Source organism: Streptococcus porcinus (assembly GCF_900475415.1).
Lineage (GTDB): Bacteria > Bacillota > Bacilli > Lactobacillales > Streptococcaceae > Streptococcus > Streptococcus porcinus.
The window spans coordinates 1,827,452-1,851,268 of the sequence record NZ_LS483388.1 but is presented as its reverse complement, the minus strand read 5'-3'; the positions used below and the strand labels follow the sequence as shown (position 1 = coordinate 1,851,268).

Below are 23,817 nucleotides of genomic sequence, written 5' to 3'. Positions count from 1 at the left end.
GAAAGGAATGGCAAAGAATGCTTGAGATTTTTGATACTCATACTCATTTGAACAGTGATAACTTTTCAGGTAGGGAAGATGAAGAATTAGCTTTGGCTAAAGAACAGGGAGTAACTTACCATAATGTGGTTGGTTTTGATCAAGAAACCATTGAAGGTGCTTTAACATTGGCTCAGAAATATCCAGAAGTTTATGCAACCATTGGCTGGCATCCGACTGAAGCTGGTTCCTACACTCAGGATATAGAAGAGATGATTATTTCGCATTTAAGAGATCCTAAAGTCATAGCCTTAGGTGAGATTGGTTTAGATTATCACTGGATGGAAGATCCTAAAGAGATTCAAATCAAGGTTTTTAAACGACAAGTTCAGTTGTCAAAAGATTATGATTTACCTTTTGTGGTGCATACAAGAGATGCTTTAGAAGACACTTACCACGTTCTCAAGGAAGTAGGTGTCGGTTCTCGCGGAGGTATCATGCATTCTTATTCTGGGTCATTAGAAATGGCAAATAAATTCATAGAGCTTGGCATGATGATTTCCTTCTCAGGAGTGGTAACCTTCAAAAAAGCACTAGAAATTCAAGAAGCAGCACAGCAATTACCTTTAGACAAAATCTTGGTGGAGACTGATGCGCCTTACTTGGCACCTGTTCCGAAGCGTGGTCGGGAAAATCACACAGCTTATACTCGGTTTGTGGTCAATAAAATAGCAGAATTGCGAGAACTTTCAGTGGAGGAAGTGGCCACTGCTACGACAGAAAATGCGAAAAGGATTTTTAGAATTGACAGATAAAATTAAAATTCAAGAGGTCATTGTGGTTGAAGGCAAGGATGATACAGCCAATTTGAAGCGCTTTTATGATGTCGATACCTATGAGACGCAAGGCTCTGCTATTAATGAGGAAGACTTGGAGAGGATTGAACGTTTAAATAACTTGCGTGGTGTGATTGTTTTTACAGACCCAGATTATAATGGGGAACGCATCCGTAAGATTATTATGCAAGCTGTGCCAACGGTTCGACATGCTTTCTTAAAACGTAACGAAGCTATACCAGCATCTAAATCTAAAGGGCGGTCATTAGGAATTGAACATGCTTCTTTTGAGGCTCTGCAAAAAGCACTAAGGAAAGTAACTCAGGCCTATGATGATGACAATCAGTTTGATGTTACAAGTGGGGACTTGGTACGTTTAGGCCTCACATTGGGTAAAGAAAGTCGGCAAAAACGAGAATATTTGGGGGACCAACTCCGAATAGGCTACTGCAATGGCAAACAACTTTTGAAAAGATTAGAGCTTTTTGGCATCAGCTTAGCAGACCTCGAAGAAGCTATGGCTTACTATAAAAGCTAACCATCAACAATTACAAGAAAGTCCGATGGTTTTTCTTAGTCAGTTTTCCTAATTATACAAAGACACTACTTTTGTTAATGTACTTGTCTTGCTATTATAGAATGTGATAAGGAATATGTTACAATAGAGAAAAGAAGAAGTGGGAAAAAAGAATACATGAGAATTGCAGATTACAGTGTTACGAGAGCTATCCTTGAGCGTCATGGTTTTACTTTTAAGAAATCTTTCGGACAAAACTTTTTGACGGATACCAATATCTTACAAAAGATTGTTGATACGGCAAGAATTGATAAAAATGTCAATGTTATTGAAATTGGACCAGGTATTGGTGCTCTGACAGAATTTTTAGCAGAGAATGCAGCTGAAGTTATGGCTTTCGAAATTGATGATCGTCTCGTCCCGATCTTAGCAGACACCCTCAGAGATTTTGACAATGTCCAAGTTATCAACCAGGATATCTTAAAAGCTGATTTGCAAACACAGATTCAAGGTTTTGAAAATCCAGAATTACCTATAAAGGTGGTGGCTAATTTACCATATTACATTACAACACCAATCTTAATGCATTTGATTGAAAGTAAAATTCCTTTCCAAGAGTTTGTGGTTATGATGCAAAGAGAAGTCGCTGATCGTATCTCAGCCGAGCCTAATACTAAAGCCTATGGAAGTTTGTCAATTGCAGTTCAATATTATATGGTGGCTAAAGTAGCTTTCATTGTGCCGAGAACAGTATTTGTACCGGCTCCAAATGTTGATTCTGCCATCTTGAAAATGGAACGTCGTGTAGAACCTTTAATTAAAGTTCAAGATGAAGATTTCTTCTTCCGAGTAGCTAAAGTTGGTTTTGTCCATCGCCGTAAGACCTTATGGAATAACTTGACCAGTCATTTTGGTAAGTCTGAAGAGACTAAAAAGAAGTTAGAGAATGCCTTAGAATTAGCAGGTATTAAAGCCAATATTCGTGGTGAAGCTCTAACTATCGCAGAATTTGGAAAATTAGCTGATGCTTTGAAGTCAGTTGGTATTTAGAACTAAAGTCCCTATTCATTTGAATAGGGACTTTAGTTTAAGAATCTCAAAATAAATAAGAGTGATAGCTGGACTTGCTTCCTAGCTTATTTTTTTGCACAATCATCTACATGAAAAGTGCATTATGACTTTGAACGATTAATTCATCAAAAAATTTTCGCAAAACAATTTTTCCACCTTGAAAGCTCTCTTCTTGGATAACTTGAATTTCAAGATGGATATTTTGATAGCCAAATAATGCATTAGCGTATTGAAGAGTAATTTCATTTTCAAAATCATCTAAGCAAAGATGGGCAATATTAATCATAGCTTTTTTGACAGCTCGTCGTACTCTTTGTAGCATAATTTTTTGACAATGAGCGTCTATTGATAAATAATGCTCAAAATTAACCTTTTCAAAGGGGATATTATGATCTAACATCAGCTTACAAATTGTCATTATATCGGTATAACCAGCTTCAGCGGTAATGCCTAGATAGGATAATATGGATCGGATTTTCTCTAATTGCTTTTCTTGTATGCTATCTTGAGTCTGTTGTGCTAGGGTAGGACCTAAAAGTTCTTGAATTAGCTTTAATTTAGCTTCCATTTGAATACTTTCTTTGACCTTATTGACAACCGATCGTACTTCAACAATGTTAATGGGTTTATTGATGAAAAATTCAATTCCTGCTTGATAAGCATCTTGTCGAAGACCTTCATCTTTAACCTGAGAAATCATAATAAATTTGAGTTTTGGGCGACTGTGGTGGATTTTTTCAACCAGTGTCACACCATCTAACTTTGGCATTAATAAGTCAACTAAGACAATATCAATATCGGAAACTAATAAATCATGATAGGCTTCAGTTGAATCATTTGTTGTCTTACAAACGATGTGGTTAAAATCGTCCTCAATGATTTCCTGAAGCACCATTGTCACAGAGGGATCGTCATCTATAATATAGAATTTCATTCATTCACTCACTCCATTTACTAATTGCTTCATGCTTAAATTAATAGTAAAAATAGCACCTTTAGGTTGGTTATCAGAACAGGTTATGTTTCCTTTAAATTGTTCTTCAACAATAACTTTAACATTTGATAAACCTATTCCACGGTAAATATCCCCATTTGCATCAAATTTTGTTGAAAAACCAGATTGAAAAATAAACTTTTTCATCTTATCAGAAATACCAGGGCCGTTATCACTGATGGTAATGCTAAGGTTTTGGTCGTTTTCTTGTGTTGAAACAATAATAGTACCATTTTTTTGCTCCCCAATAGCTTCCACAGCATTCAGCACAATATTGGAGACGATTGTAAGGAGAAAATAATAGTTGGTAATGGTCGTCTTGCTTTGAATATGCTCGGTAATAATGATATCTTGCTGATGTGCTTGAATTAGGCTACGGATATATGACAGAGCAATTCTAAAAATATCTTTTACGGTCATGCTTGATTCGTTTTCTACACTAAAGTAAGTACCAAGTCCTTTTATAACATTTTGGTAATCCTTTTTAATTTCGTGCACATCTCTTGCGATGTCTAAAGATAAATGTTGGTATTCTTGCGGTAAATGATGTTTAGCTAACTCTTTGTCGAGAAGATAAGCATTTTTCATGATGTTTTCAATCTCAAGAATATTTTTCTGCATAAAGTAAACTTCACTTTTAACAGCAGAAGTAGACCAAATAAAATAATAGTAACGTTGTTCGTGGTAATCCTTAAGAAGTAAGAGGGTTAGATAACTATAAGTGTAAGCCAGTGCGCAGCTAACTAAAGCTCTTACTAAGGCGGTTAGAAAAAGTATCTGAAAAATGCTGACAGTATAGTTTTTAAAATTGAGCAATAAACTAATTTCTAAGATATTCGAAAGGTAGTCACAGATAATGATGGCTAGAAAAAACGTTCCTTTATTTCGATAGGAACGGTTCCAATATAGAAAATAAAAACAGAATCCGTAACACAAGTAAAATACGACATCGGTAAAAACAAATTCTAAGATTTTCAGAGATGCTGATTTTCCTACTAAGGCTAGAATAAGCCCTCTAAAGATTGGAGAAACTGCTGCAATTCCTAAACAAATATGGAAAGGGTTCACATCATCATTAAAATATAAAAAAACTGGCAAGATGAACAGAGACAAAGTTAAGATAAAACCATCAGTAATTGTAGAAATATGTATCTGTGCAGCTAATGCGATAGTGATAGCGGCAATAACAATCCGTTGTCGTCTTTCGAGATGATTTTCGGTTAAAATATCAAGCATATCAATTCCTAAAAATTTCTATTTGAAGATTTTTGAATATTGTTGAAGATTTGTGAAAGCGCTAACTATAATCTAAGTATAAATAAAAAGGAGGTAATAAGCAATGAAAAATCTACGAAATCGTAATTTTCTAACCTTATTGGATTTCACAACACAGGAAGTTGAATTTCTCTTAAATCTCTCTGAAGATTTGAAGCGTGCTAAGTATGCGGGTATTGAACAACAAAAATTAGTTGGAAAAAATATTGCCCTTATTTTTGAGAAAGATTCAACCCGTACTCGTTGTGCATTTGAGGTTGCTGCTTACGATCAAGGAGCTCGGGTTACTTACTTAGGGCCAACAGGAAGTCAAATGGGTAAAAAAGAAACCGCAAAAGATACTGCTCGTGTTCTTGGTGGTATGTATGATGGTATTGAATATCGTGGTTTTTCTCAAAAAACTGTTGAAACTCTTGCAGAATTTGCAGGTGTTCCAGTATGGAATGGTTTAACAGATGCTGACCACCCAACGCAAGTATTAGCTGATTTTTTGACTGCAAAAGAGTGTCTTCAAAAACCTTACAAAGAGATTCGTTTTACTTATGTTGGAGATGGTAGGAATAATGTCGCTAATGCTTTAATGATTGGTGCCTCAATTGTCGGTATGACCTATCATTTAGTTTGTCCCAAAGATTTAAATCCCGATCCAGAGCTTTTGAAGAAGTGTCAAGAGATAGCTAAGAGTACAGGTGCTGTCATTGAAATTACAGATGATATTGAAAAAGGAGTCCTTAACTCAGATGTTCTTTATACAGATGTTTGGGTGTCAATGGGTGAACCAGATGAAGTTTGGAAAGAGAGGATTGCACTCTTAGAACCTTACCGAGTAACTCAGGAAATGATTGAAATGACAAAGAATCCTAATGTAATTTTTGAGCATTGCTTGCCTTCCTTCCATAACATAGACACAAAAGTAGGTAAAGAAATCTATGATAAATATGGTCTAAAAGAAATGGAAGTTTCTGATGAAGTTTTTGAAGGACCTCATTCTGTAGTCTTCCAAGAAGCTGAAAATCGTATGCATACCATTAAAGCAGTTATGGTAGCTACCTTGGGTGACTAGGAGGTCTGTATTATGACAAAGATAGTCGTTGCATTAGGCGGGAATGCTTTAGGAAATTCACCGGAGGAACAACTTGAACTGGTCAAGGGGACAGCTAAATCGCTTGTTTCACTTATTAAAGCAGGCCATGAAGTTGTTATCAGTCATGGGAACGGGCCACAAGTCGGAGCAATTAATTTAGGGATGAATTATGCGGCAGAGAACGGACAAGGAGCAGCATTTCCCTTCCCTGAGTGTGGTGCTATGAGTCAAGGTTATATTGGTTACCACCTTCAACAAAGTTTATTAAATGAAATAGGTAAAGAAGGCATTACTAAAGAAGTTGCGACCCTTGTGACGCAAATAGAAGTTGATCCTAAAGATAGCGCCTTTCAAAATCTCACAAAGCCAATAGGAAGTTTTTATGATAAAGAAACATCTGAAAAAATAGCTACGGAAAAAGGCTATACTTTTGTTGAAGATGCCGGGCGGGGTTATCGACGAGTAGTAGCTTCTCCTCAACCAATAGAGATTTTGGAATTAGCTAGTATAAAGGCTCTCATTGAAGCAGGAACTTTAGTCATTGCAGGTGGTGGTGGTGGTGTCCCAGTAATTAAGGATTCAAGTGGCACTTACCAAGGTGTTGCGGCAGTTATTGATAAAGACCAATCTAGTGCTTTACTAGCAGGCAAACTTGAGGCAGATCAATTAATTATTCTAACGGCTGTTGAGCATGTTTACATTCACTACGGAAAAGAAAATCAAGAAAAACTGACCCAGGTAAAGACTGGGGATCTGATTGACTACGTTAAGCATGGAGAATTTGCCAAGGGTAGTATGTTACCTAAAATAATGGCTTGTTTGAGTTTTCTTGATCATAATCCAAACGGAAAAGCAATCATAACCTCTTTAGATAGCCTAGAAAAAGCTTTAAATGGTGTTACTGGCACACACATTACTAAATAAAAGCTTTAGAGGCATGAAAAGATCAGTGATTATCTGTTTTTCATGCCTTTTTCTATGCTATTAGCCTTCAGTACAAATAACCAACTTAAAGGGAGAAATGATATGATAATAGGTAAAACTAAAAATGAAGGGATAGTGGCAAAAAAAGCTTTTCGTATGCCAGGAGCCTTCACGATACTATTTATTTTGACGATAATTGCGGTAATAGCCACTTATATTATACCGTCAGGCTCTTATGCAAAATTACTCTATAATTCTGAAACGTCTAAATTAATGATCACAGAACCTTCAGGAAAGGTCAAAAATGTCGCAGCAACACAGAAAGAGTTGGATAAAATTGGTGTCAACATAAAAATTAAAGAGTTTACATCAGGAGCCATCAGCAAACCCATTTCTGTACCAAACACTTATAAAAGATTAAAACAAAATCCTGCTCGACCAAGTGACATTACAACAAGTATGGTCAAGGGGACTATTGAAGCTGTAGATATAATGGTTTTTATAATGGTTCTTGGAGGTATGATAGGGGTGGTTCGTCGAAGTGGGGCCTTTGAGTCAGGATTAATTGCTTTGACGAGAAAAACAAAAGGTCGAGAGTTTACACTTATTTTCTTAGTGTCATTATTAATGGTGTTAGGTGGTACGCTATGCGGTATTGAAGAAGAAGCTGTTGCATTCTATCCTATTCTAGTCCCTGTTTTTCTGGCTATGGGTTACGATTCCATTATTTGTGTTGGAGCAATTTTCTTGGCTAGCTCAGTGGGAACTTCTTTCTCTACAATTAATCCGTTTTCATCAGTAATTGCTTCAAATGCGGCTGGTATTAGCTTTACAGAAGGTTTAGAATGGCGGATATTTGGTTGTATTGCAGGTGCCATCTTTGTTGTTGCCTACCTTTATTGGTATGCTAAAAAAATCAAAGCTGATCCAAGTTTTTCTTATTCCTATGAAGATCGAGAAGAGTTTAATAAAAAATGGGGATTAGTGGCAGGACTTTCGGAAGCGAAATTTACTATTAGGCAAAAGATTATACTTGTGTTATTTACGATTTCTTTTCCTTTAATGGTTTGGGGCGTTATGTCTCAAGGTTGGTGGTTTCCAACAATGGCATCCTCTTTTTTGGCTATTACGATAGTTATTATGTTTCTTGCGGCAACAGGTCCAAACGGAATCGGTGAAAAGGAAGTCGTTGACGAATTTGTCAATGGAGCAGCTAGTTTAATTGGAGTATCCTTGATTATTGGTTTAGCCAGAGGTATTAATATTATATTAAATCAAGGTTTTATATCTGACACTATGCTATTTGGTGCTTCAAAAGTCGCTTCGCATGTAAGTGGTCCAGTCTTTATTATCGTGATGATGATTATTTACTTCTTTTTGGGCTTTGTTGTTCCGTCTTCATCAGGCCTTGCGGTCTTGTCTATGCCTATTCTGGCACCTTTGGCTGATACAGTGGGAATACCAAGATATCTTGTTGTTATGGCTTATCAGTTTGGACAGTATGCTATGCTATTTTTAGCGCCCACCGGTTTGGTTATGGCAACTCTTCAAATGTTAGATATGAAGTATTCACATTGGCTGAAATTTGTATGGCCGGTTGTTGCTTTTTTACTTATTTTCGGTGGTGGTATGTTAGTTTTTCTAGTGCTTTTGGCAGGTTAGTGACAGCTTATCTCCAAATAATAAAAACCATGTCAATGTACTGCACCCCAAAAGTTAGACAAAAAAGTCTAACGATTGGGGTGTTTTTGTATGAAATTAAATTATGAAGATAAATTAGAAATTTATCGTTTAAAGAAATCAGGTGTTTCCTGGACTCAATTAGAGATTCAATTTGGAGTAAACCGCTGCAACTTAAAATATAGCATTCGACTGATGGATCGTTATGGAGTCGAGATAGTTAAGAAGCAAAAGTACCAAGCTTATTCATCTGAAATGAAGCAAGAAATGATTAATAAAGTCTTGAAAGATGGGTAATCCTTAATGTCAGTTTCTCTAGATTACGCCTTCCCAAATCCAGGAACTCTTGCCAATTGGATAGCGCAATACAAGAAAAATGGTTATACTATTGTTGAGATAACAAAAGGGAGACCAGCAAAAATGGGACGTAAACCAAAGAAAACTTGGGAAGAAATGACTGAATTAGAGCGCCTTCAGGAAGAGAACGAATATCTCAGAACGGAGAACGCCTTCCTAAAAAAGTTAAAAGAATTAGAAGAATGGGACGAAGCTATCGAGAAAGAACGACAGAAATCATTAAAGAAATGGTTGATGGAGGATTTAGACTAGATTTACTTCTAAAAACAGCTCAATTAGCTCGTTCAACCTATTACTATCATCTTAAGCAACTAGAACAAGATGATTTAGACAAGTCCATTAAAGACCAAATTCAAGAGGTTTATCAGGAACATAAAGGTAACTATGGCTATCGTCGAATCACTTTGGAACTGCGCAGCAGAGGATTTAGTATCAACCACAAAAGAGTTCAGCGCTTGATGAAGGAATTAGGTTTGGCAGCGAGAATACGTCGAAAAAGACGCTATTCATCTTATAAGGGTGAGGTTGGAAAGAAAGCGGATAATCTTATTCAACGCCATTTTGAAGCCTCTAAACCTTTTGAGAAGTGTTATACCGATGTGACTGAATTTGCTTTACCTGAGGGAAAACTCTATTTGTCAACTGTACTTGATGGTTATAATAGCGAGATTATAAACTATACCATTTCACGTTCTCCTGACTTAAACCAAATTAAAACGATGCTAGAAAAGACATTTCCGGATAAACATTATGATGGGACTATATTACATAGTGATCAAGGCTGGCAGTATCAACACAACTATTATCATCACTTCCTATCCTCTAAAGGTATCCGTCCATCTATGTCACGTAAAGGAAACAGCCCTGACAATGGGATGATGGAATCCTTCTTTGGCATATTAAAGTCAGAAATGTTCTATGGTTATGAGAGCTACTATAAATCTCTGGAAGATTTAGAAAAAGCTATTAAAAAATATATTGATTATTACAACAATAAACGTATCAAAGTAAAACTAAAAGGACTTAGTCCTGTACAATACAGAACTAAATCCTTTACTTAAAATATAATGTCTAACTTTTGGGGGTCAGTACACAATCTGACATGGTTTTTATTATTCAATCATTCCTAATGCTTTCTTTAATTGCTCTACTTGCAGTTTGCTCAGTGCCTTGGGGTTTTCTTTGGCTAAAATTTGCATTTTGAAGGCCATCTGAGGGCTAGCTTTTAATGCTTTTTCTTGCTCAGCTTTTAATTGAGGGGCAAGGCTAGCTAATTGTTGCGCTTGCTTTGGTGTGACCACTAGCCAATAATCCTTTGGAATGACTACTTCAGCTTTTTGTGAAATCAGTTCATTATTTTCTCCTCCAAAACCAAACATCAGTTTATCAAGGTGAGTTTTCCAAACATACCGTTTGGTAGTGGTTATCAAATAGGCCTTATCACTATCAGTTAGCTTGTAGTTAGCTGATGTTTTAATGGCTTGATTGATTTTCTTTGTGTTAGGGACAAAATGGGCTTTGGGTTTTTGTTCTTCTTTTTGATCTCTATAGATGAGTACGTGGTGGTCTGATTTCGTACCAATCTTTTTAGCGATGAGTAGACCAAAGTTAGCTTTAACATCACCGGCAGAATAAATTTCCTGTTTGATAATTTTTGTGTCAATGCTCATTCCTCGGTGGTTAACGAAGTGGTCTGTGAGATAAAGAGTGCTAGCTAGGAGACTAAGCAAAGATAGAGATCCAAAAAGATATCTTACCAATTGTTTAGGAATATACATCCAGGTCACAAAGGATAGCACAGTTGCTAAGGCAATGATTAATAGAATCATCTTAAAGCTCCTTTTCTACTTCAATAACTTTTCCTTGACGGAGAAAGAGTGCAACGACAAAACCAATGATTGCAAAGGATAAACCAATAGCAAAGGAGGTATGGAAGCCTTTTAGACTAGCGTCTAACAATTTAGAAGCATATTCTAGAGGGTTTTGCTCTTGTAATATTTTAGAAGGTTTATTATTGTTAATAACGTTTTGAGTAACACTTGATAACAAGGCAACGACAATAGCCGATGCAATTTGACGAGCTGTATTGTTAGAAGCTGTTCCATGAGCAGCCTCATGCGGTGGTAGTGCACTCATAGCTGAAGCTGTTAAAGGCATCATAATCATGGCAATACCAAACATACGAACGGCATATAATAGGGTAATATAGTGGTCAGGTGTTGTTCCAGTAAGGAAAATAAAAGGGATAGTTCCGATACCAAGAATAGTAAAGCCAATTAAGGCAAGTCGACGAGCACCAACTTTATCATAGGCACTACCAGCGAGGGGGCTGATAATTCCCATGATTAGAGCTCCAGGTAGCAGGACAAGTCCAGAATCAAGGGCAGATAGACCATGTACGTTTTGTAAATACAGAGGTAGCATCATTTCTACTCCCATCATAGCCATCATAGATAAGGCGATGGCAAGTGTGGTCACGGAGAACTGTTTAACCTTGAAGACACGAATATCTAGGAAGGGTTGTTCCAAAGTTAATTGTCGTCGGATAAAAATTACAATGATAATAACCCCTACAAGAATTGGCATGATAACATTAGTCAGGTTTCCCCAGCCATCACTAGCCACGTTGGTGAATCCCCAAAGAAAAAGACCGAATCCTATAATAGACAAAACAAAGGAAGGAACATCTAAAGTCATTTTTTTGTTTGGGATAACATCTTTGATAAAAATGGGAGATAGCAAAAATGAAATGGTTAAGATAATTAATGGTAAAACAAAAATAGCACGCCAAGCCAAATTATGACCGAATAAGATGATATCGTGCTTTAATAACCAACCCGCAAAGGTAGGTCCAATTGCAGGAGCAAGTCCAACCACTAAGCCACTAAGTCCCATTGCAGCCCCTCTTTGTTCAGCTGGGTAAATATTGACCATAACTACCTGCATTAAAGGCATAGTAATCCCAACGGCAACAGCCTGGATAATTCTACCTACTAGGAAAAGGGTCCAGTTGGATGTGGGTGCTAAGGTTGTGATTAGTAGTCCAACAACCAATATAGCGTAGGCTGACACATAGAGCCACTTAGTTGAAAAACGAGTTGCAAGGTAAGCTGAAACAGGAATCATAATCCCATTTGCTAGTAAGAACCACGTGGTTGCTTGTTGAGCAGTTGCTAAGTTAATATGGAAACTGTCCATCAATGTGGGTATTGCAGTACCAAGACTCGTTTGATTTAAAATACCGGCAAAGGTAGCGACTAATAGTAAAATAACCATAGTCGTCCGATTAAAAGGCTTGCCGTGTATATCAACGTTATAATCAGTTGACATTCTTCTCTCCTTTAAATGAATTATGAGTATGCTGATTTTATGATATATTAAAATTTCAGAAATCAACATAGTTACCCTGAGAACTATACCACAAACCTAAATGAGCTGCAATTAATTTGCATCGTTTTTTTAGAGACATTCAGGAAAAAATTTAAAAAAATTATCATAATGGAAAACGTAAATCTGCTGAATTAAAGACTTATTTTTGCTATAATGAAGTTATTATGATTACGAGGAGTTCATTTGCAAGGAAGAATTATTAAATCTTTGGCCGGTTTTTATTATGTCGAGTCTGAAGGAAGAGTTTACCAAACACGTGCGCGTGGAAATTTTAGAAAAAAAGGACAGGTTCCCTATGTGGGCGATTTTGTTGACTTTACAGCAGAGGATAACTCAGAAGGTTATATTCTAGCCATACATGAACGCAAAAATGAGCTAGTCAGACCTCCTATTGTTAATATTGACCAAGCTGTTGTTATTATGTCGGCCAAGGAACCCGACTTTAATAGTAACCTCTTGGACCGTTTTTTAGTTCTATTGGAAAATAAACGTATTAGGCCGATTGTTTATATTTCTAAACTTGACCTACTCAAAGATCTGACGGCTATTGAAGATGTTAGTCGTCACTATGAGCAGATAGGTTATAATTTTGCTATGTCTCTTGATCAGCTTTTACCACATCTAAGAGGAAAAGTAACAGTCTTTATGGGACAGACTGGTGTTGGCAAATCAACACTTCTTAACAAAATTTCCCCAGAACTAGGCCTTGAGACGGCAGCAATCTCTGATAGTTTAGGGCGCGGACGCCACACGACACGTGCTGTTAGTTTTTATAATGTTAACGGTGGGAAAATAGCTGATACGCCAGGTTTTTCCAACTTAGATTACGCTATTGATAATGGAGAAGACCTTAGTGAGGCCTTTCCTGAAATCAGACATTTTAGCCATAACTGTAAATTTAGATCCTGTAGCCATCGTCACGAACCGCAATGTGCTGTCATCGCTGCAGTAGAGGCAGGCCGAATCTGGCAAAGACGCTATGATAATTATTTACAATTTCTCAGTGAAATCGAAAACCGACGCGAAACCTTTAAGAAAGTAATTAAAAGAAAGTAGGGTATTGAACATGACAAGTCACAAAATTGCACCTTCTATTTTAGCGGCTGACTATGCTAATTTTGCCACAGAGTTAAAACGTATTGAGGAAACAGATGCAGAGTATGTTCATATTGATATTATGGACGGTCAATTTGTTCCTAATATTAGCTTTGGTGCAGACGTAGTCGCTAGTATGCGTAAGCATAGTAAACTGGTTTTTGATTGCCATTTGATGGTGATTAATCCTGAGCGTTATGTGGAAGCTTACGCGCAAGCAGGTGCCGATATTATGACTATCCATGTTGAGAGTACTCATCATATTCATGGTGCCCTACAGAAAATTAGAGCGGCTGGGATGAAAGCTGGACTTGTTATCAATCCTGGGACGCCAGTCAGTGTCATTGAGCCTCTCTTATCCTTGGTTGATCAAGTTCTGATTATGACAGTAAATCCTGGCTTTGGAGGTCAAGCTTTTATCCCAGAGTGTTTAGATAAGGTAAAAAAAGTTGTTGAGATGCGTCAAAGGGCTGGTTTAGACTTTGATATTGAAGTTGATGGTGGCGTCGATGACAAAACGATTGCAGCATGTGCCAAAGCAGGTGCCAATGTTTTTGTGGCAGGGTCTTATCTCTTTAAAGCTGATGATTTAGTCTCTCAAGTCCAAACATTAAGGTTGGCTTTGGATGCTTAAAATAGCCTTAGTTGCTGGCGGGGATCTTGAGTCGCTTCCTAAGCAATACGATTTCTATTGTGGTATTGATCGTGGTAGTCTTTTTGTTATTGAAGAAGATTTACCTTTGACTTATGCAGTAGGTGATTTTGATTCGGTTTCTGAGTCGGAATTATCGAATATAAAAAGGAAGGCTAAACACTTCGTGCAGTCGCCTGCTGAAAAAAATGATACAGATACGGAGTTAGCTTTAAAGACAGTTTTCGAAGATTATCCAGAAGCGGAGGTAACGATTTTTGGGGCCTTTGGAGGAAGATTGGATCATTTATTGTCCAATCTTTACTTGCCTAGTAATCCAGAGTTAAAGCCTTTTCTATCGCAGATTACTCTTCTTGATTATCAAAATCATGTGCAATTTCGTCCAAGTGGTAGTCACATCATCCATCAAGTAGAGGGTATGACTTATGTTTCTTTTATGGCCGTAGGTCAAAATCCCTTGTCAATAAAAGGTGCTAAATACGACTTAACTAGTTCAAATTATTTTGAGAAAAAAGTCTATTCTAGCAATGAGTTTATTGGACAACCAATAGAAGTTAGTGTTGATTCTGATTACATTATTATTATTCAAAGTAGAGACAGGAGTTAATTTGGAAGTTCTTATTGTAATTCTACTTATCCTTATGGGGATTATTATTGTCGTTCTTTATCAGAAGGTTCAGTCCTTAGAAGCTCAATTTCAAAAGACTTTGGAAAGCAATGCTGACAATCTGTCAGATCAATTATCTTATCAATTAGAAAGTTATAGTAAAAATCAGATTATTGAAGTCAGTTCCTTGTTGAACCGCAATCAAACAGACCTTTATCAACAACTTAATGATTTAAAGACAGTTTTATATCATAATTTATCAGAGAGTCGTGATCGTAGTGATCAGAGGCTAGAATTGATTGATAAGAATCTTTCACGATCCGTCAAGCAAATGCAGGACTCCAACGAGAAACGCCTGGAAGAGATGCGTCAGACTGTGGAAGAAAAGTTAGAAGAAACTTTAAATAAACGTCTACAAGTTTCTTTTGAAACAGTGTCTAAACAATTGGAAAATGTCAATCTTGGTTTAGGTGAGATGCGCACAGTTGCTAAAGATGTCGGTACCTTAAATAAAGTGCTATCTAACACTAAAACACGCGGTATTTTAGGGGAACTTCAATTAGGACAGATTATTGAAGACATTCTAACAGTTCAACAGTATGAAAAAGAGTTCTCCCCCATCAGAGGCTCTAGTGAACGCGTTGAGTATGCCATCAAACTTCCTGGTCAAAACGAAGGAGAGTATGTTTATCTTCCGATTGATTCCAAGTTTCCCTTGGAAGACTATTATCGTTTAGAAGATGCCTATGAATCTGGAGACAAAGAACAGATTGAACAGACTCGTAAAGCCTTGCTTGCTGCTATTAAACGTTTTGCTAAAGATGTTAATAAGAAATACATTAAGCCACCTGAAACAACCAACTTTGGAATTCTCTTCTTACCGACTGAAGGTCTCTACTCAGAAGTGGTTCGCAGCGCAGCCTTTTTTGATGCACTTCGAAGGGAAGATAATATCGTTGTGGCAGGTCCATCTACCTTATCGGCTCTGCTTAATTCTCTATCGGTAGGTTTTAAAACCCTAAATATTCAAAAAAATGCGGATGATATTAGCAAAATTTTAGGCAATGTTAAAAGTGAGTTTGAAAAGTTTGGAACTATTTTAGTCAAGGCGCAAAAACAAATTTCGACAGCAAACTCAACGTTAGACAACTTAATTTCAACACGCAGTAAGGCCATTGTTAGAGCTTTGACAAAAGTCGAAACTTATCAAGATAAGGATACTGAAGCTTTGCTTAATATACCTGATATAGAAGAGGATACCTATGAAAATTAACCAAATGAAGAAAGACCAACTGTTTGAGGGCTTTTATCTGATTAAATCAGCAGAAGTAAGAAAAACAAGAGCGGGTAAGGATTTTATTTCCTTTACTTTTCAAGATGATTCTGGTGAAATTTCAGGCAATCTTTGGGATGCACAACCCTACAATGTAGAGGAATTTGTGGCTGGAAAGATTGTTCATATGAAAGGACGACGAGAAGTTTATAATGGGACACCTCAGGTTAACCAAATTACCCTCCGTAATACAAGAGAAGGAGAGCCAAATGATCCACGTGAATTTAGAGAGAAGGCTCCAGTGAGTGTTGATGATGTTCGCGATTACTTAGAGCAAATGCTTTTTAAAATTGAAAATGCAACTTGGCAAAGAATTGTTAGGGCGCTTTATCGAAAATTTGACAAGGAATTTTATACTTATCCAGCTGCCAAAACCAATCATCATGCTTTTGAGTCGGGCCTAGCTTATCATACTGCAACTATGGTTCGTTTAGCAGACAGTATTGGGGATATTTATCCCGAATTAAATAAGAGTCTACTTTTTTCTGGAATAATGCTTCATGACTTAGCAAAAGTATTAGAGTTGACAGGTCCAGATCATACAGAATATACTGTTCGAGGAAACCTAATTGGCCATATTTCTTTAATCAATGAAGAAATCACAAAAGTCATAAATGAACTGCAAATTGATGATACGAAAGAAGAAGTTACTGTCCTTAGACATTTGATTTTGAGTCATCATGGTCAACTGGAGTATGGTAGTCCGGTTCGGCCGAGGATTATGGAAGCTGAAATGTTGCACATGATTGACAATATTGATGCCAATATGATGATGATGTTAACAGCTCTGAATCGTGTCGGAGAAGGCGAGATGACAAATCGGATTTTTGCGATGGACAACCGCTCATTTTACAAACCGAAGTACTAAATGTTACATTTTGGTTAAATTATCATCAAAAGTACGAGAATAGCTTAAAAAGGCGATTTGTCGCAGTTGCGAACGTTCGTCTTTTTTTTGCCTTTATGATATAATTTTTCTAAAGTACATTATTATGGGGTCAGAATGAAATTAAGACGTAGCGAAAGAATGGTTGTTATCTCAAATTACCTGATTAACAATCCCTATAAATTAACTAGTTTAAATACATTTGCAACAAAATATGAAGCAGCAAAGTCTTCTATCTCAGAGGATATTGCTATTATCAAAAAAGCATTTGAAGAGTCAAATATCGGTGAAGTTGAAACCTTGACGGGAGCTAGTGGAGGTGTTATTTTTACGCCAAGCATCTCAGAAGAAGAAGCTAGGGCTATTGTCCAAGATTTGTGTCAACGCCTTTCGGAAAATAACCGTATTTTACCAGGTGGTTACATTTATCTATCTGACCTTTTAAGTACACCAAAAATTTTACAAAATATTGGGCGAATTATTGCTAATGCCTTCAAAGGACAAAAAATAGATGCTGTTATGACAGTTGCTACAAAAGGGGTTCCTTTGGCTAATGCAGTTGCCAATATTCTAAATGTCCCCTTTGTTATAGTTAGACGCGATTTAAAAATAACCGAAGGATCAACAGTATCTGTTAACTATGCTAGTGCCTCTAGCGACCGTATTGAAAAAATGTTTTTATCAAAACGTAGTTTACGACCAAATAGTAGGGTACTTATTGTAGATGACTTTCTTAAAGGTGGAGGAACTATCACAGGGATGATTAGCTTACTATCTGAGTTTGATAGTCATTTAGTGGGAGTAGCGGTCTTTGCAGAGAATGCTAAAGAAGAGCGTGAAGACATGATTTACAAGTCGCTTCTGAAAGTTTCAGAGATTGATGTAAAGAATAATAAAGTCGTTGTTGAAGTGGGGAATATTTTTAATGATTGACGAAGAGAGAAAAGGAAATAAAATGGAATTTGAAACAAATAAGAGCAAACAACTCAAAAACACCATTGCTTTAACATCGACTTTGGCCTTGCTAGGGGCTGGTGTCGGAGTGCAACAACAGGTAAAGGCAGAGGAATATACTGATCAGACTACTCCTAATACTGGTGCTAGTGATCCTAGTTCACCTAAGGCGACAGCAGAAGAGACGAAAAAAAGTCTTGATGCTAAAGAAGCTAAGCTTGAAAAGCAAAGTTCAGAGTTGGATTCTGTTAATACGGATATCAAAACTACCAACGAACAGATTGCAGCTTTAGAAGCTGATCGTCAAGCTAAAGAGGAAGAGCTTGCAAAGGCAAAGCAAACTCTTGAAACAGTGTCGAGTGCTTCTGAAACAGAATTTAAGGCACTGGTAGATAAGCATAAAGAAGAAATTGCGAAGACTGAAAGTCAAATTCAGGTTGCTCAGGCTACTGAAACGCAAATTGCAAAGCAAGTTAATGCTCAAACTTCCGAAGTAACTGCTGCCACTAATGAAGCAAAAAGATTAGTAGAGAGAGCTGCGGTAGCGAAAAAACAAGTAACTGATTTAAATAATTTGGTTAATAAACCTAAAACTATTGCGACACAGGCAGAAAATGCAACTAAAGCAGTTCAGACTGCCACTGCTGATTTAGCTAAAGCGCAGAATAATCTAACAAATGTTACTAGCACTACAAAAACACAACTTTCAAATGAACTCACTTCCAATCAAAAGAGCCTTGAGAGTAAAAAAGCAGAATTGGCGAAGGTTCAATCTACCGCTGGGAATACAACAGTTAATATTCTAGGTGCAAACAAGATGGTTGCTCCAACGGGCTTCCCTATTACTGAGATTAAGAAGTTAGTGTCAAGTGGTTATATTGGTAGTCAGTCGTATGTTAATGCCTACAACTCTATGAAATCGACCTTAGTTGCAAAAGCAAGTCCTGGTGCTTCAATGAACCACTATGTTGATATTGCTAAGGATTTGAATCGCTTTGTTAATCCAGATAAGTTAACGCCAGAAGTTCAAAATGAGCTAGCACTCTTTGCCGCTGCGATGATTAATTCTGTTCGTCAACAACTTGGTTTACCTCCAGTTGTTGTTTCTGAAGGAGCGCAAGCATTTGTTCGAACTTTAACAACCTCTTATAAAGCAACACACGGAACAAGGGTGCCATCTTTCAATTATGGGCAACCGGGTGTGGCAGGTCACTATGGCGTTGGGCCGCACGATAAAACCTTGATTGAACGAGCAGCAACAAGTGTTGGACTCATTCCAAACGATGATAATATGTATGAAGATATTGGTTTCTTTAATGATGTTCATACAGTTAATGGAATCAAACGTAGTATCTACAACACCATAAAATACATGCTTTTTACTGACCACCTCGATGGAAATACTTTTGGTCATACAGTTAACCTTCTTAGAGTAGATAAATCTAATCCACGTGCTGCAGTACATCTCGGAGTTTCTACAGAGACGGTAGCTGGTCTAGGAACTCACTTTGTCGTTTTCCCAGCGACAAATATCCGCAATGCTAGTCTGTTTAACCAAAAACTGGTTTCTGGCTCTAGCGTAGTAGCGATTGATGTGGCAAAGGTTTCGTCCTTGAAAACAAGCATTGCAAACATTACGAACAAGATTAATTCACTTAAAGGACGCTTAGCGCAAGTTTCATCTGAAGCTCCAGTCAAAGCGGCGCAAAATCAAGTTAATCTTAAAAAATCCCAGTTGACTGCGGCCAAAGCCTTATCAGCATCGTTATCAGCACAGTTAGCAAAACTCAATCAGTCTAAAGATGAATTGAGTAAGCAACTTAAAGTAGCACAAGGAAACCAAGTTGATATTAAAGCTAAACTGGACAAGGCTCTAGGACAACTCTCAAACAAAAAAGTTGACCTTCATAGACTTGAAGCAAAGCAAAAAGCGCTTAAGGCTCAAGTTACTTCTCTAGTTGCTAAAAAAGTTGAACTTAAAAAAGTGTTAGACTTAAACTTAGATCCAAACCGTAAGGAGCTGGCTAAGCAAAGGTTTAACGCTGCACAGAATGGTTTGAAACAGACTACAGCGTCATTAGCTGAGAAGAATAAACAGTTAGTCGAGTTGACTTCCTTAAAAGATAAACTTGAAACAGAGATTCATACCACAAGTCGTCATGTCTTTGCTTTAAAAGAACACCTTAAGAAACAGCTTGCAGATGAAGCGATGATAATGGCAAAAGAGTTTAAGTCTGATTCAAACAGTGTTCTTGCTCCGGCTGCTCTCCTTGCGGATGTTGCATCTAAAGTTGAAGAGACAGCTTCAAACTTTGTTGCTAAAACAGGTCAAGCGATTGTTTCGAATGCAACTACTGTTGCAAAAGAAGCTATTGCGATTGTTCCAGGTGTTGTTGGCAATCAAAGTGTTGTTGGAAAAGTCGCTGAGAGTGTGACTAAAAATAATAAATCTAGCCAAAAAGAATACGTGGCTGGTTCGACAACAGCAGGTAATATTGCAACATCAAGTGATGAAAGCACAAAACGTGCTATCCGTGCGGGAGTAGTTATGTTGGCGGCTGCTGGTTTAACCGGATATAAGCTTCGTAAAGGTAGTAAAAAATAAGAAAATCTAACAAATCAGTTTGACAAAAAGTACCGTCCATGTTACTATAGTAGACGGTACTTTTTACTTTTGGTCTCTCAAAAGTGTACAGAGACGTGCTGACAATTGTTGCAAAAGTACACCCGGATTTAGGCTGTCACCAAGTGCTAAATCAACCAAAAATAAAAAACACAGGAGAATGTAGATGCCTACAATTAACCAGTTGGTACGTAAACCACGTAAATCTAAAATTGAAAAATCAGATTCACCAGCTTTAAACATTGGTTACAACAGTCATAAAAAAGTTCACACTAAAATGTCTGCCCCACAAAAACGTGGAGTTGCAACACGTGTTGGAACTATGACACCTAAAAAACCTAACTCAGCCCTTCGTAAATTCGCTCGTGTACGTTTGAGCAACCTTATCGAAGTGACAGCATACATCCCAGGTATTGGACACAACTTGCAAGAACACAGTGTTGTTCTTATTCGTGGTGGACGTGTAAAAGACCTTCCAGGGGTACGTTACCATATCGTTCGTGGTGCACTTGATACTGCAGGTGTTGCTGATCGTAAACAAGGCCGTTCTAAATACGGTGCTAAACGTCCAAAAGGATAATAGAAGGGGGATAAGAATCAATGAGTCGTAAAAATCAAGCGCCTAAGCGTGAAGTATTACCAGATCCATTATATCATTCAAAAATTGTAACACGTCTTATCAACCGTGTTATGCTTGATGGTAAACGTGGTACAGCTGCTACTATCGTATACGATGCTTTTGCAACAATTAAAGAAGCAACAGGAAATGATGCTTTAGAAGTTTTTGAAACAGCAATGGAAAATATCATGCCTGTACTTGAAGTACGTGCACGTCGTGTTGGTGGATCAAACTACCAAGTTCCAGTTGAAGTTCGTCCAGAACGTCGTACAACTTTAGGTCTTCGTTGGTTAGTTAACGCATCACGTGCTCGTGGTGAACACACTATGAAAGAGCGTCTTGCAAAAGAAATCATGGATGCCGCTAACAATACAGGTGCGTCAGTTAAAAAACGTGAAGATACTCACAAAATGGCTGAAGCTAACCGTGCCTTTGCACACTTCCGTTGGTAAGATAGTTCAATTTTTAAAAATTGAGTTAATACAACAACAAAGTTTAATAATCTTGTTAACGGGTAGGTCCTGCCTATCCGTTTTTTATAAATCATGATATAATGAACTTATCAAAAAAAATATAGGAGAAAAAACCTAATGGCTCGCGAATTTTCACTAGCAAAAACTCGTAATATTGGTATCATGGCTCACGTTGATGCCGGTAAAACAACTACAACAGAGCGTATTCTTTACTATACTGGTAAAATCCATAAAATTGGTGAAACTCACGAAGGTGCGTCACAAATGGACTGGATGGAGCAGGAACAAGAACGTGGTATTACAATCACATCAGCTGCGACAACTGCACAATGGGACGGTCACCGTGTTAATATCATTGACACACCAGGACACGTAGACTTCACAATTGAAGTTCAACGTTCACTTCGTGTACTTGATGGAGCAGTTACCGTTCTTGATGCACAATCAGGTGTTGAACCTCAGACAGAAACAGTTTGGCGTCAAGCAACTGAGTATAAAGTTCCACGTATCGTTTTTGCTAATAAAATGGATAAAATCGGTGCTGACTTCCTTTACTCAGTAAGCACACTTCATGATCGTCTTCAAGCAAATGCTCATCCAATTCAATTACCAATTGGTTCTGAAGATGACTTCTCTGGTATCATCGACTTAATCAAAATGAAAGCCGAAATCTATACTAACGATTTAGGTACAGATATCCGTGAGGAAGAAATTCCTGCAGAATATGTAGATCAAGCAAATGAATACCGTGAAAAATTAATTGAAGCAGTTGCAGAAACTGATGAAGAATTAATGATGAAGTATCTTGAAGGTGAAGAAATCACTAATGAAGAACTTGTTGAAGGTATCCGTAAGGCTACTATCAATGTTGAATTTTTCCCAGTTCTTTGTGGTTCAGCTTTCAAAAATAAAGGTGTTCAATTAATGCTTGATGCTGTTATTGACTACCTTCCAAGCCCGCTTGATATCCCTGCAATCAAAGGTGTTAATCCAGACACAGACGAAGAAGAAACACGTCCAGCATCTGATGAAGAGCCGTTTGCAGCTCTTGCCTTCAAGATTATGACTGACCCATTTGTAGGTCGTTTAACCTTCTTCCGTGTTTACTCTGGTATCCTTGAAAGTGGTTCATACGTAATGAACACTTCAAAAAATAAACGTGAACGTATCGGTCGTATCCTTCAAATGCATGCAAACACTCGTAAAGAAATTGAAAAAGTGTATGCTGGAGATATCGCTGCTGCAGTTGGTTTGAAAAACACTACAACTGGTGATTCATTAACTGATGAAAAAGCTAAAGTTATCCTTGAGTCAATTGATGTTCCAGAACCAGTTATCCAATTAATGGTAGAGCCTAAATCAAAAGCTGACCAAGATAAAATGGGTGTTGCTCTTCAAAAACTTGCTGAAGAAGATCCTACTTTCCGTGTTGAAACAAACGTTGAAACTGGTGAAACAGTTATCGCTGGTATGGGTGAGCTTCACTTAGACGTTCTTGTTGACCGTATGAAACGTGAATTTAAGGTGGAAGCAAATGTAGGTGCACCTCAAGTATCTTACCGTGAAACATTCCGTGCTTCAACTCAAGCTCGTGGATTCTTCAAACGCCAATCTGGTGGTAAGGGTCAATTCGGTGATGTTTGGATCGAATTTACACCAAATGAAGAAGGTAAAGGATTTGAGTTTGAAAATGCTATCGTTGGTGGTGTTGTTCCACGTGAATTTATCCCAGCTGTAGAAAAAGGACTTATTGAATCAATGGCAAATGGTGTCCTTGCTGGATACCCATTGGTTGACGTAAAAGCTAAACTTTACGATGGTTCATACCATGATGTCGATTCATCAGAAACTGCCTTCAAGATTGCAGCATCACTTGCACTTAAAGAAGCAGCCAAGTCAGCTCAACCAGCAATTCTAGAACCTATGATGCTTGTTACCATTACAGCTCCTGAAGATAACTTAGGAGACGTTATGGGTCACGTTACAGCTCGTCGCGGTCGTGTTGATGGTATGGAAGCTCGTGGTAATGTTCAAGTTGTCCGTGCATATGTTCCACTTGCTGAAATGTTTGGATATGCAACAATCCTTCGTTCTGCTACCCAAGGACGTGGTACATTCATGATGGTATTTGACCATTATGAAGATGTTCCAAAATCTGTACAAGAAGAAATTATCAAAAAAAATCACGGTGAATAATCACTGATAAAGAAGCTGAGGGAGACACCTTGGCTTCTTTTTTTAGTTTGTGAATATAGGTTAGGGACAAATGCTATATAACAGTGAAAACACTTTCAAGAAACCCAGTGTTATCAGGATTTAAGTGGATGTTTTAGTTTGTGAAAATAGTTATATTGTTTGCAATTTTACTGAAATAGTTATATAATAGTTCTGTTGAGAGGTTGACGCAAATCACTGCTAGTTAATCTTTTCACAATAGGAAGGGATAGTTCCCTTAATAATAATTCTTT

The 23,817-nt window shown here is 37.5% G+C and carries 20 protein-coding genes and 1 pseudogene; 17 read left to right on the top strand and 4 right to left on the bottom strand.

Annotated elements, in window-relative coordinates; genetic code table 11:
• Positions 1–17: 17 nt before the first annotated feature.
• The 3 genes from DQM45_RS09230 (at position 18) to rsmA (ending at position 2,382) form a co-directional block, all read left to right on the top strand.
• Positions 18–794: a TatD family hydrolase gene (locus tag DQM45_RS09230; protein ID WP_003084687.1), complete on the top strand. Its 777-nt coding sequence runs from the start codon at positions 18–20 to the stop codon at positions 792–794.
• Complete coding sequence (rnmV, locus tag DQM45_RS09225) at positions 763–1,353, top strand: ribonuclease M5 (RefSeq protein WP_039984695.1); 591 nt, start codon at positions 763–765, stop codon at positions 1,351–1,353. Before DQM45_RS09230 ends, rnmV begins: the two co-directional genes overlap by 32 nt.
• Before the next feature lie 156 nt (positions 1,354–1,509).
• Positions 1,510–2,382 carry a 16S rRNA (adenine(1518)-N(6)/adenine(1519)-N(6))-dimethyltransferase RsmA gene (rsmA, locus tag DQM45_RS09220; RefSeq protein WP_003082595.1) on the top strand — a complete coding sequence of 291 codons (873 nt, stop codon included), beginning with the start codon at positions 1,510–1,512 and terminating at the stop codon, positions 2,380–2,382.
• A gap of 106 nt (positions 2,383–2,488) precedes the next feature.
• Here the strand turns inward: rsmA and DQM45_RS09215 are convergent, their stop codons facing one another.
• Together DQM45_RS09215 and DQM45_RS09210 are read right to left on the bottom strand one after the other, a co-directional pair.
• Entirely contained in the window at positions 2,489–3,337 is an 849-nt protein-coding gene (locus DQM45_RS09215; RefSeq protein ID WP_003085044.1) for a DNA-binding domain-containing protein, read from the bottom strand.
• Positions 3,338–4,633, bottom strand: a complete 1,296-nt coding sequence (locus tag DQM45_RS09210; RefSeq protein WP_003083384.1) for an ATP-binding protein — start codon at positions 4,631–4,633, stop codon at positions 3,338–3,340.
• Positions 4,634–4,736: 103 nt separating this feature from the next.
• On the opposite strand from DQM45_RS09210, the gene argF reads away from it, so the two are divergent.
• The 4 genes and pseudogenes from argF (at position 4,737) to DQM45_RS09190 (ending at position 9,778) form a co-directional block, all read left to right on the top strand.
• Positions 4,737–5,735, top strand: a complete 999-nt coding sequence (gene argF, locus DQM45_RS09205; protein ID WP_003083283.1) for an ornithine carbamoyltransferase — start codon at positions 4,737–4,739, stop codon at positions 5,733–5,735.
• A 12-nt stretch (positions 5,736–5,747) separates the two neighbouring features.
• Positions 5,748–6,680 (top strand): carbamate kinase, encoded by a 933-nt coding sequence (arcC, locus tag DQM45_RS09200; protein WP_003083462.1) that lies wholly within the window; start codon positions 5,748–5,750, stop codon positions 6,678–6,680.
• A 102-nt stretch (positions 6,681–6,782) separates the two neighbouring features.
• Positions 6,783–8,342: a YfcC family protein gene (locus tag DQM45_RS09195; protein WP_003082833.1), complete on the top strand. Its 1,560-nt coding sequence runs from the start codon at positions 6,783–6,785 to the stop codon at positions 8,340–8,342.
• A gap of 90 nt (positions 8,343–8,432) precedes the next feature.
• Positions 8,433–9,778 (top strand): annotated as a pseudogene (locus DQM45_RS09190) (IS3 family transposase).
• 51 nt (positions 9,779–9,829) lie between these two features.
• Here DQM45_RS09190 and DQM45_RS09185 read toward each other — a convergent pair.
• Both DQM45_RS09185 and DQM45_RS09180 read right to left on the bottom strand, forming a co-directional pair.
• Positions 9,830–10,546 (bottom strand): DUF4811 domain-containing protein, encoded by a 717-nt coding sequence (locus DQM45_RS09185; RefSeq protein WP_003084071.1) that lies wholly within the window; start codon positions 10,544–10,546, stop codon positions 9,830–9,832.
• Between the two features lies 1 nt (position 10,547).
• Complete coding sequence (locus tag DQM45_RS09180) at positions 10,548–12,047, bottom strand: MDR family MFS transporter (RefSeq protein ID WP_003084723.1); 1,500 nt, start codon at positions 12,045–12,047, stop codon at positions 10,548–10,550.
• Positions 12,048–12,290: 243 nt separating this feature from the next.
• On the opposite strand from DQM45_RS09180, the gene rsgA reads away from it, so the two are divergent.
• The 10 genes from rsgA to fusA all read left to right on the top strand — a co-directional run bounded on the left by rsgA (position 12,291) and on the right by fusA (position 23,545).
• On the top strand, positions 12,291–13,163 hold the full coding sequence (rsgA, locus tag DQM45_RS09175; protein ID WP_003083558.1) for a ribosome small subunit-dependent GTPase A: 873 nt from the start codon (positions 12,291–12,293) through the stop codon (positions 13,161–13,163).
• Positions 13,164–13,173: 10 nt separating this feature from the next.
• Positions 13,174–13,836, top strand: coding sequence for a ribulose-phosphate 3-epimerase (rpe, locus tag DQM45_RS09170; RefSeq protein ID WP_003085646.1), 663 nt, complete (start codon positions 13,174–13,176; stop codon positions 13,834–13,836).
• Complete coding sequence (locus tag DQM45_RS09165) at positions 13,829–14,461, top strand: thiamine diphosphokinase (protein ID WP_003085348.1); 633 nt, start codon at positions 13,829–13,831, stop codon at positions 14,459–14,461. Before rpe ends, DQM45_RS09165 begins: the two co-directional genes overlap by 8 nt.
• Positions 14,462–14,495: 34 nt before the next feature.
• Positions 14,496–15,734, top strand: a complete 1,239-nt coding sequence (locus DQM45_RS09160) for a DNA recombination protein RmuC (RefSeq protein ID WP_172601689.1) — start codon at positions 14,496–14,498, stop codon at positions 15,732–15,734.
• Positions 15,724–16,662: a 3'-5' exoribonuclease YhaM family protein gene (locus DQM45_RS09155; RefSeq protein WP_003085060.1), complete on the top strand. Its 939-nt coding sequence runs from the start codon at positions 15,724–15,726 to the stop codon at positions 16,660–16,662. Before DQM45_RS09160 ends, DQM45_RS09155 begins: the two co-directional genes overlap by 11 nt.
• A gap of 135 nt (positions 16,663–16,797) precedes the next feature.
• Positions 16,798–17,613, top strand: coding sequence for a pur operon repressor (gene purR, locus DQM45_RS09150; RefSeq protein ID WP_039984689.1), 816 nt, complete (start codon positions 16,798–16,800; stop codon positions 17,611–17,613).
• A gap of 22 nt (positions 17,614–17,635) precedes the next feature.
• Positions 17,636–20,239 (top strand): SEC10/PgrA surface exclusion domain-containing protein, encoded by a 2,604-nt coding sequence (locus DQM45_RS09145; protein WP_003084570.1) that lies wholly within the window; start codon positions 17,636–17,638, stop codon positions 20,237–20,239.
• A 184-nt stretch (positions 20,240–20,423) separates the two neighbouring features.
• Positions 20,424–20,837 carry a 30S ribosomal protein S12 gene (rpsL, locus tag DQM45_RS09135; protein WP_003085715.1) on the top strand — a complete coding sequence of 138 codons (414 nt, stop codon included), beginning with the start codon at positions 20,424–20,426 and terminating at the stop codon, positions 20,835–20,837.
• A 20-nt stretch (positions 20,838–20,857) separates the two neighbouring features.
• Positions 20,858–21,328, top strand: coding sequence for a 30S ribosomal protein S7 (gene rpsG, locus DQM45_RS09130; protein WP_003085033.1), 471 nt, complete (start codon positions 20,858–20,860; stop codon positions 21,326–21,328).
• 138 nt (positions 21,329–21,466) lie between these two features.
• Positions 21,467–23,545 (top strand): elongation factor G, encoded by a 2,079-nt coding sequence (gene fusA / locus DQM45_RS09125; protein ID WP_003085284.1) that lies wholly within the window; start codon positions 21,467–21,469, stop codon positions 23,543–23,545.
• Positions 23,546–23,817: the final 272 nt, after the last annotated feature.

What these genes read in the sequence shown, in the direction of transcription:
- DQM45_RS09165 (WP_003085348.1), top strand. Translation starts at nt 13,829, where the DNA reads ATGCTTAAAATAGCCTTAGTTGCTGGCGGGGATCTTGAGTCGCTTCCT.
- rnmV (WP_039984695.1), top strand. Translation starts at nt 763, where the DNA reads ATGCGAAAAGGATTTTTAGAATTGACAGATAAAATTAAAATTCAAGAG.
- DQM45_RS09195 (WP_003082833.1), top strand. Translation starts at nt 6,783, where the DNA reads ATGATAATAGGTAAAACTAAAAATGAAGGGATAGTGGCAAAAAAAGCT.
- rpsG (WP_003085033.1), top strand. Translation starts at nt 20,858, where the DNA reads ATGAGTCGTAAAAATCAAGCGCCTAAGCGTGAAGTATTACCAGATCCA.
- fusA (WP_003085284.1), top strand. Translation starts at nt 21,467, where the DNA reads ATGGCTCGCGAATTTTCACTAGCAAAAACTCGTAATATTGGTATCATG.
- rpe (WP_003085646.1), top strand. Translation starts at nt 13,174, where the DNA reads ATGACAAGTCACAAAATTGCACCTTCTATTTTAGCGGCTGACTATGCT.
- DQM45_RS09185 (WP_003084071.1), bottom strand. Translation starts at nt 10,546, where the DNA reads ATGATTCTATTAATCATTGCCTTAGCAACTGTGCTATCCTTTGTGACC.
- DQM45_RS09180 (WP_003084723.1), bottom strand. Translation starts at nt 12,047, where the DNA reads ATGTCAACTGATTATAACGTTGATATACACGGCAAGCCTTTTAATCGG.
- rpsL (WP_003085715.1), top strand. Translation starts at nt 20,424, where the DNA reads ATGCCTACAATTAACCAGTTGGTACGTAAACCACGTAAATCTAAAATT.
- DQM45_RS09230 (WP_003084687.1), top strand. Translation starts at nt 18, where the DNA reads ATGCTTGAGATTTTTGATACTCATACTCATTTGAACAGTGATAACTTT.
- DQM45_RS09155 (WP_003085060.1), top strand. Translation starts at nt 15,724, where the DNA reads ATGAAAATTAACCAAATGAAGAAAGACCAACTGTTTGAGGGCTTTTAT.
- DQM45_RS09210 (WP_003083384.1), bottom strand. Translation starts at nt 4,633, where the DNA reads ATGCTTGATATTTTAACCGAAAATCATCTCGAAAGACGACAACGGATT.
- arcC (WP_003083462.1), top strand. Translation starts at nt 5,748, where the DNA reads ATGACAAAGATAGTCGTTGCATTAGGCGGGAATGCTTTAGGAAATTCA.
- rsmA (WP_003082595.1), top strand. Translation starts at nt 1,510, where the DNA reads ATGAGAATTGCAGATTACAGTGTTACGAGAGCTATCCTTGAGCGTCAT.
- argF (WP_003083283.1), top strand. Translation starts at nt 4,737, where the DNA reads ATGAAAAATCTACGAAATCGTAATTTTCTAACCTTATTGGATTTCACA.
- purR (WP_039984689.1), top strand. Translation starts at nt 16,798, where the DNA reads ATGAAATTAAGACGTAGCGAAAGAATGGTTGTTATCTCAAATTACCTG.
- DQM45_RS09145 (WP_003084570.1), top strand. Translation starts at nt 17,636, where the DNA reads ATGGAATTTGAAACAAATAAGAGCAAACAACTCAAAAACACCATTGCT.
- DQM45_RS09160 (WP_172601689.1), top strand. Translation starts at nt 14,496, where the DNA reads ATGGGGATTATTATTGTCGTTCTTTATCAGAAGGTTCAGTCCTTAGAA.
- DQM45_RS09215 (WP_003085044.1), bottom strand. Translation starts at nt 3,337, where the DNA reads ATGAAATTCTATATTATAGATGACGATCCCTCTGTGACAATGGTGCTT.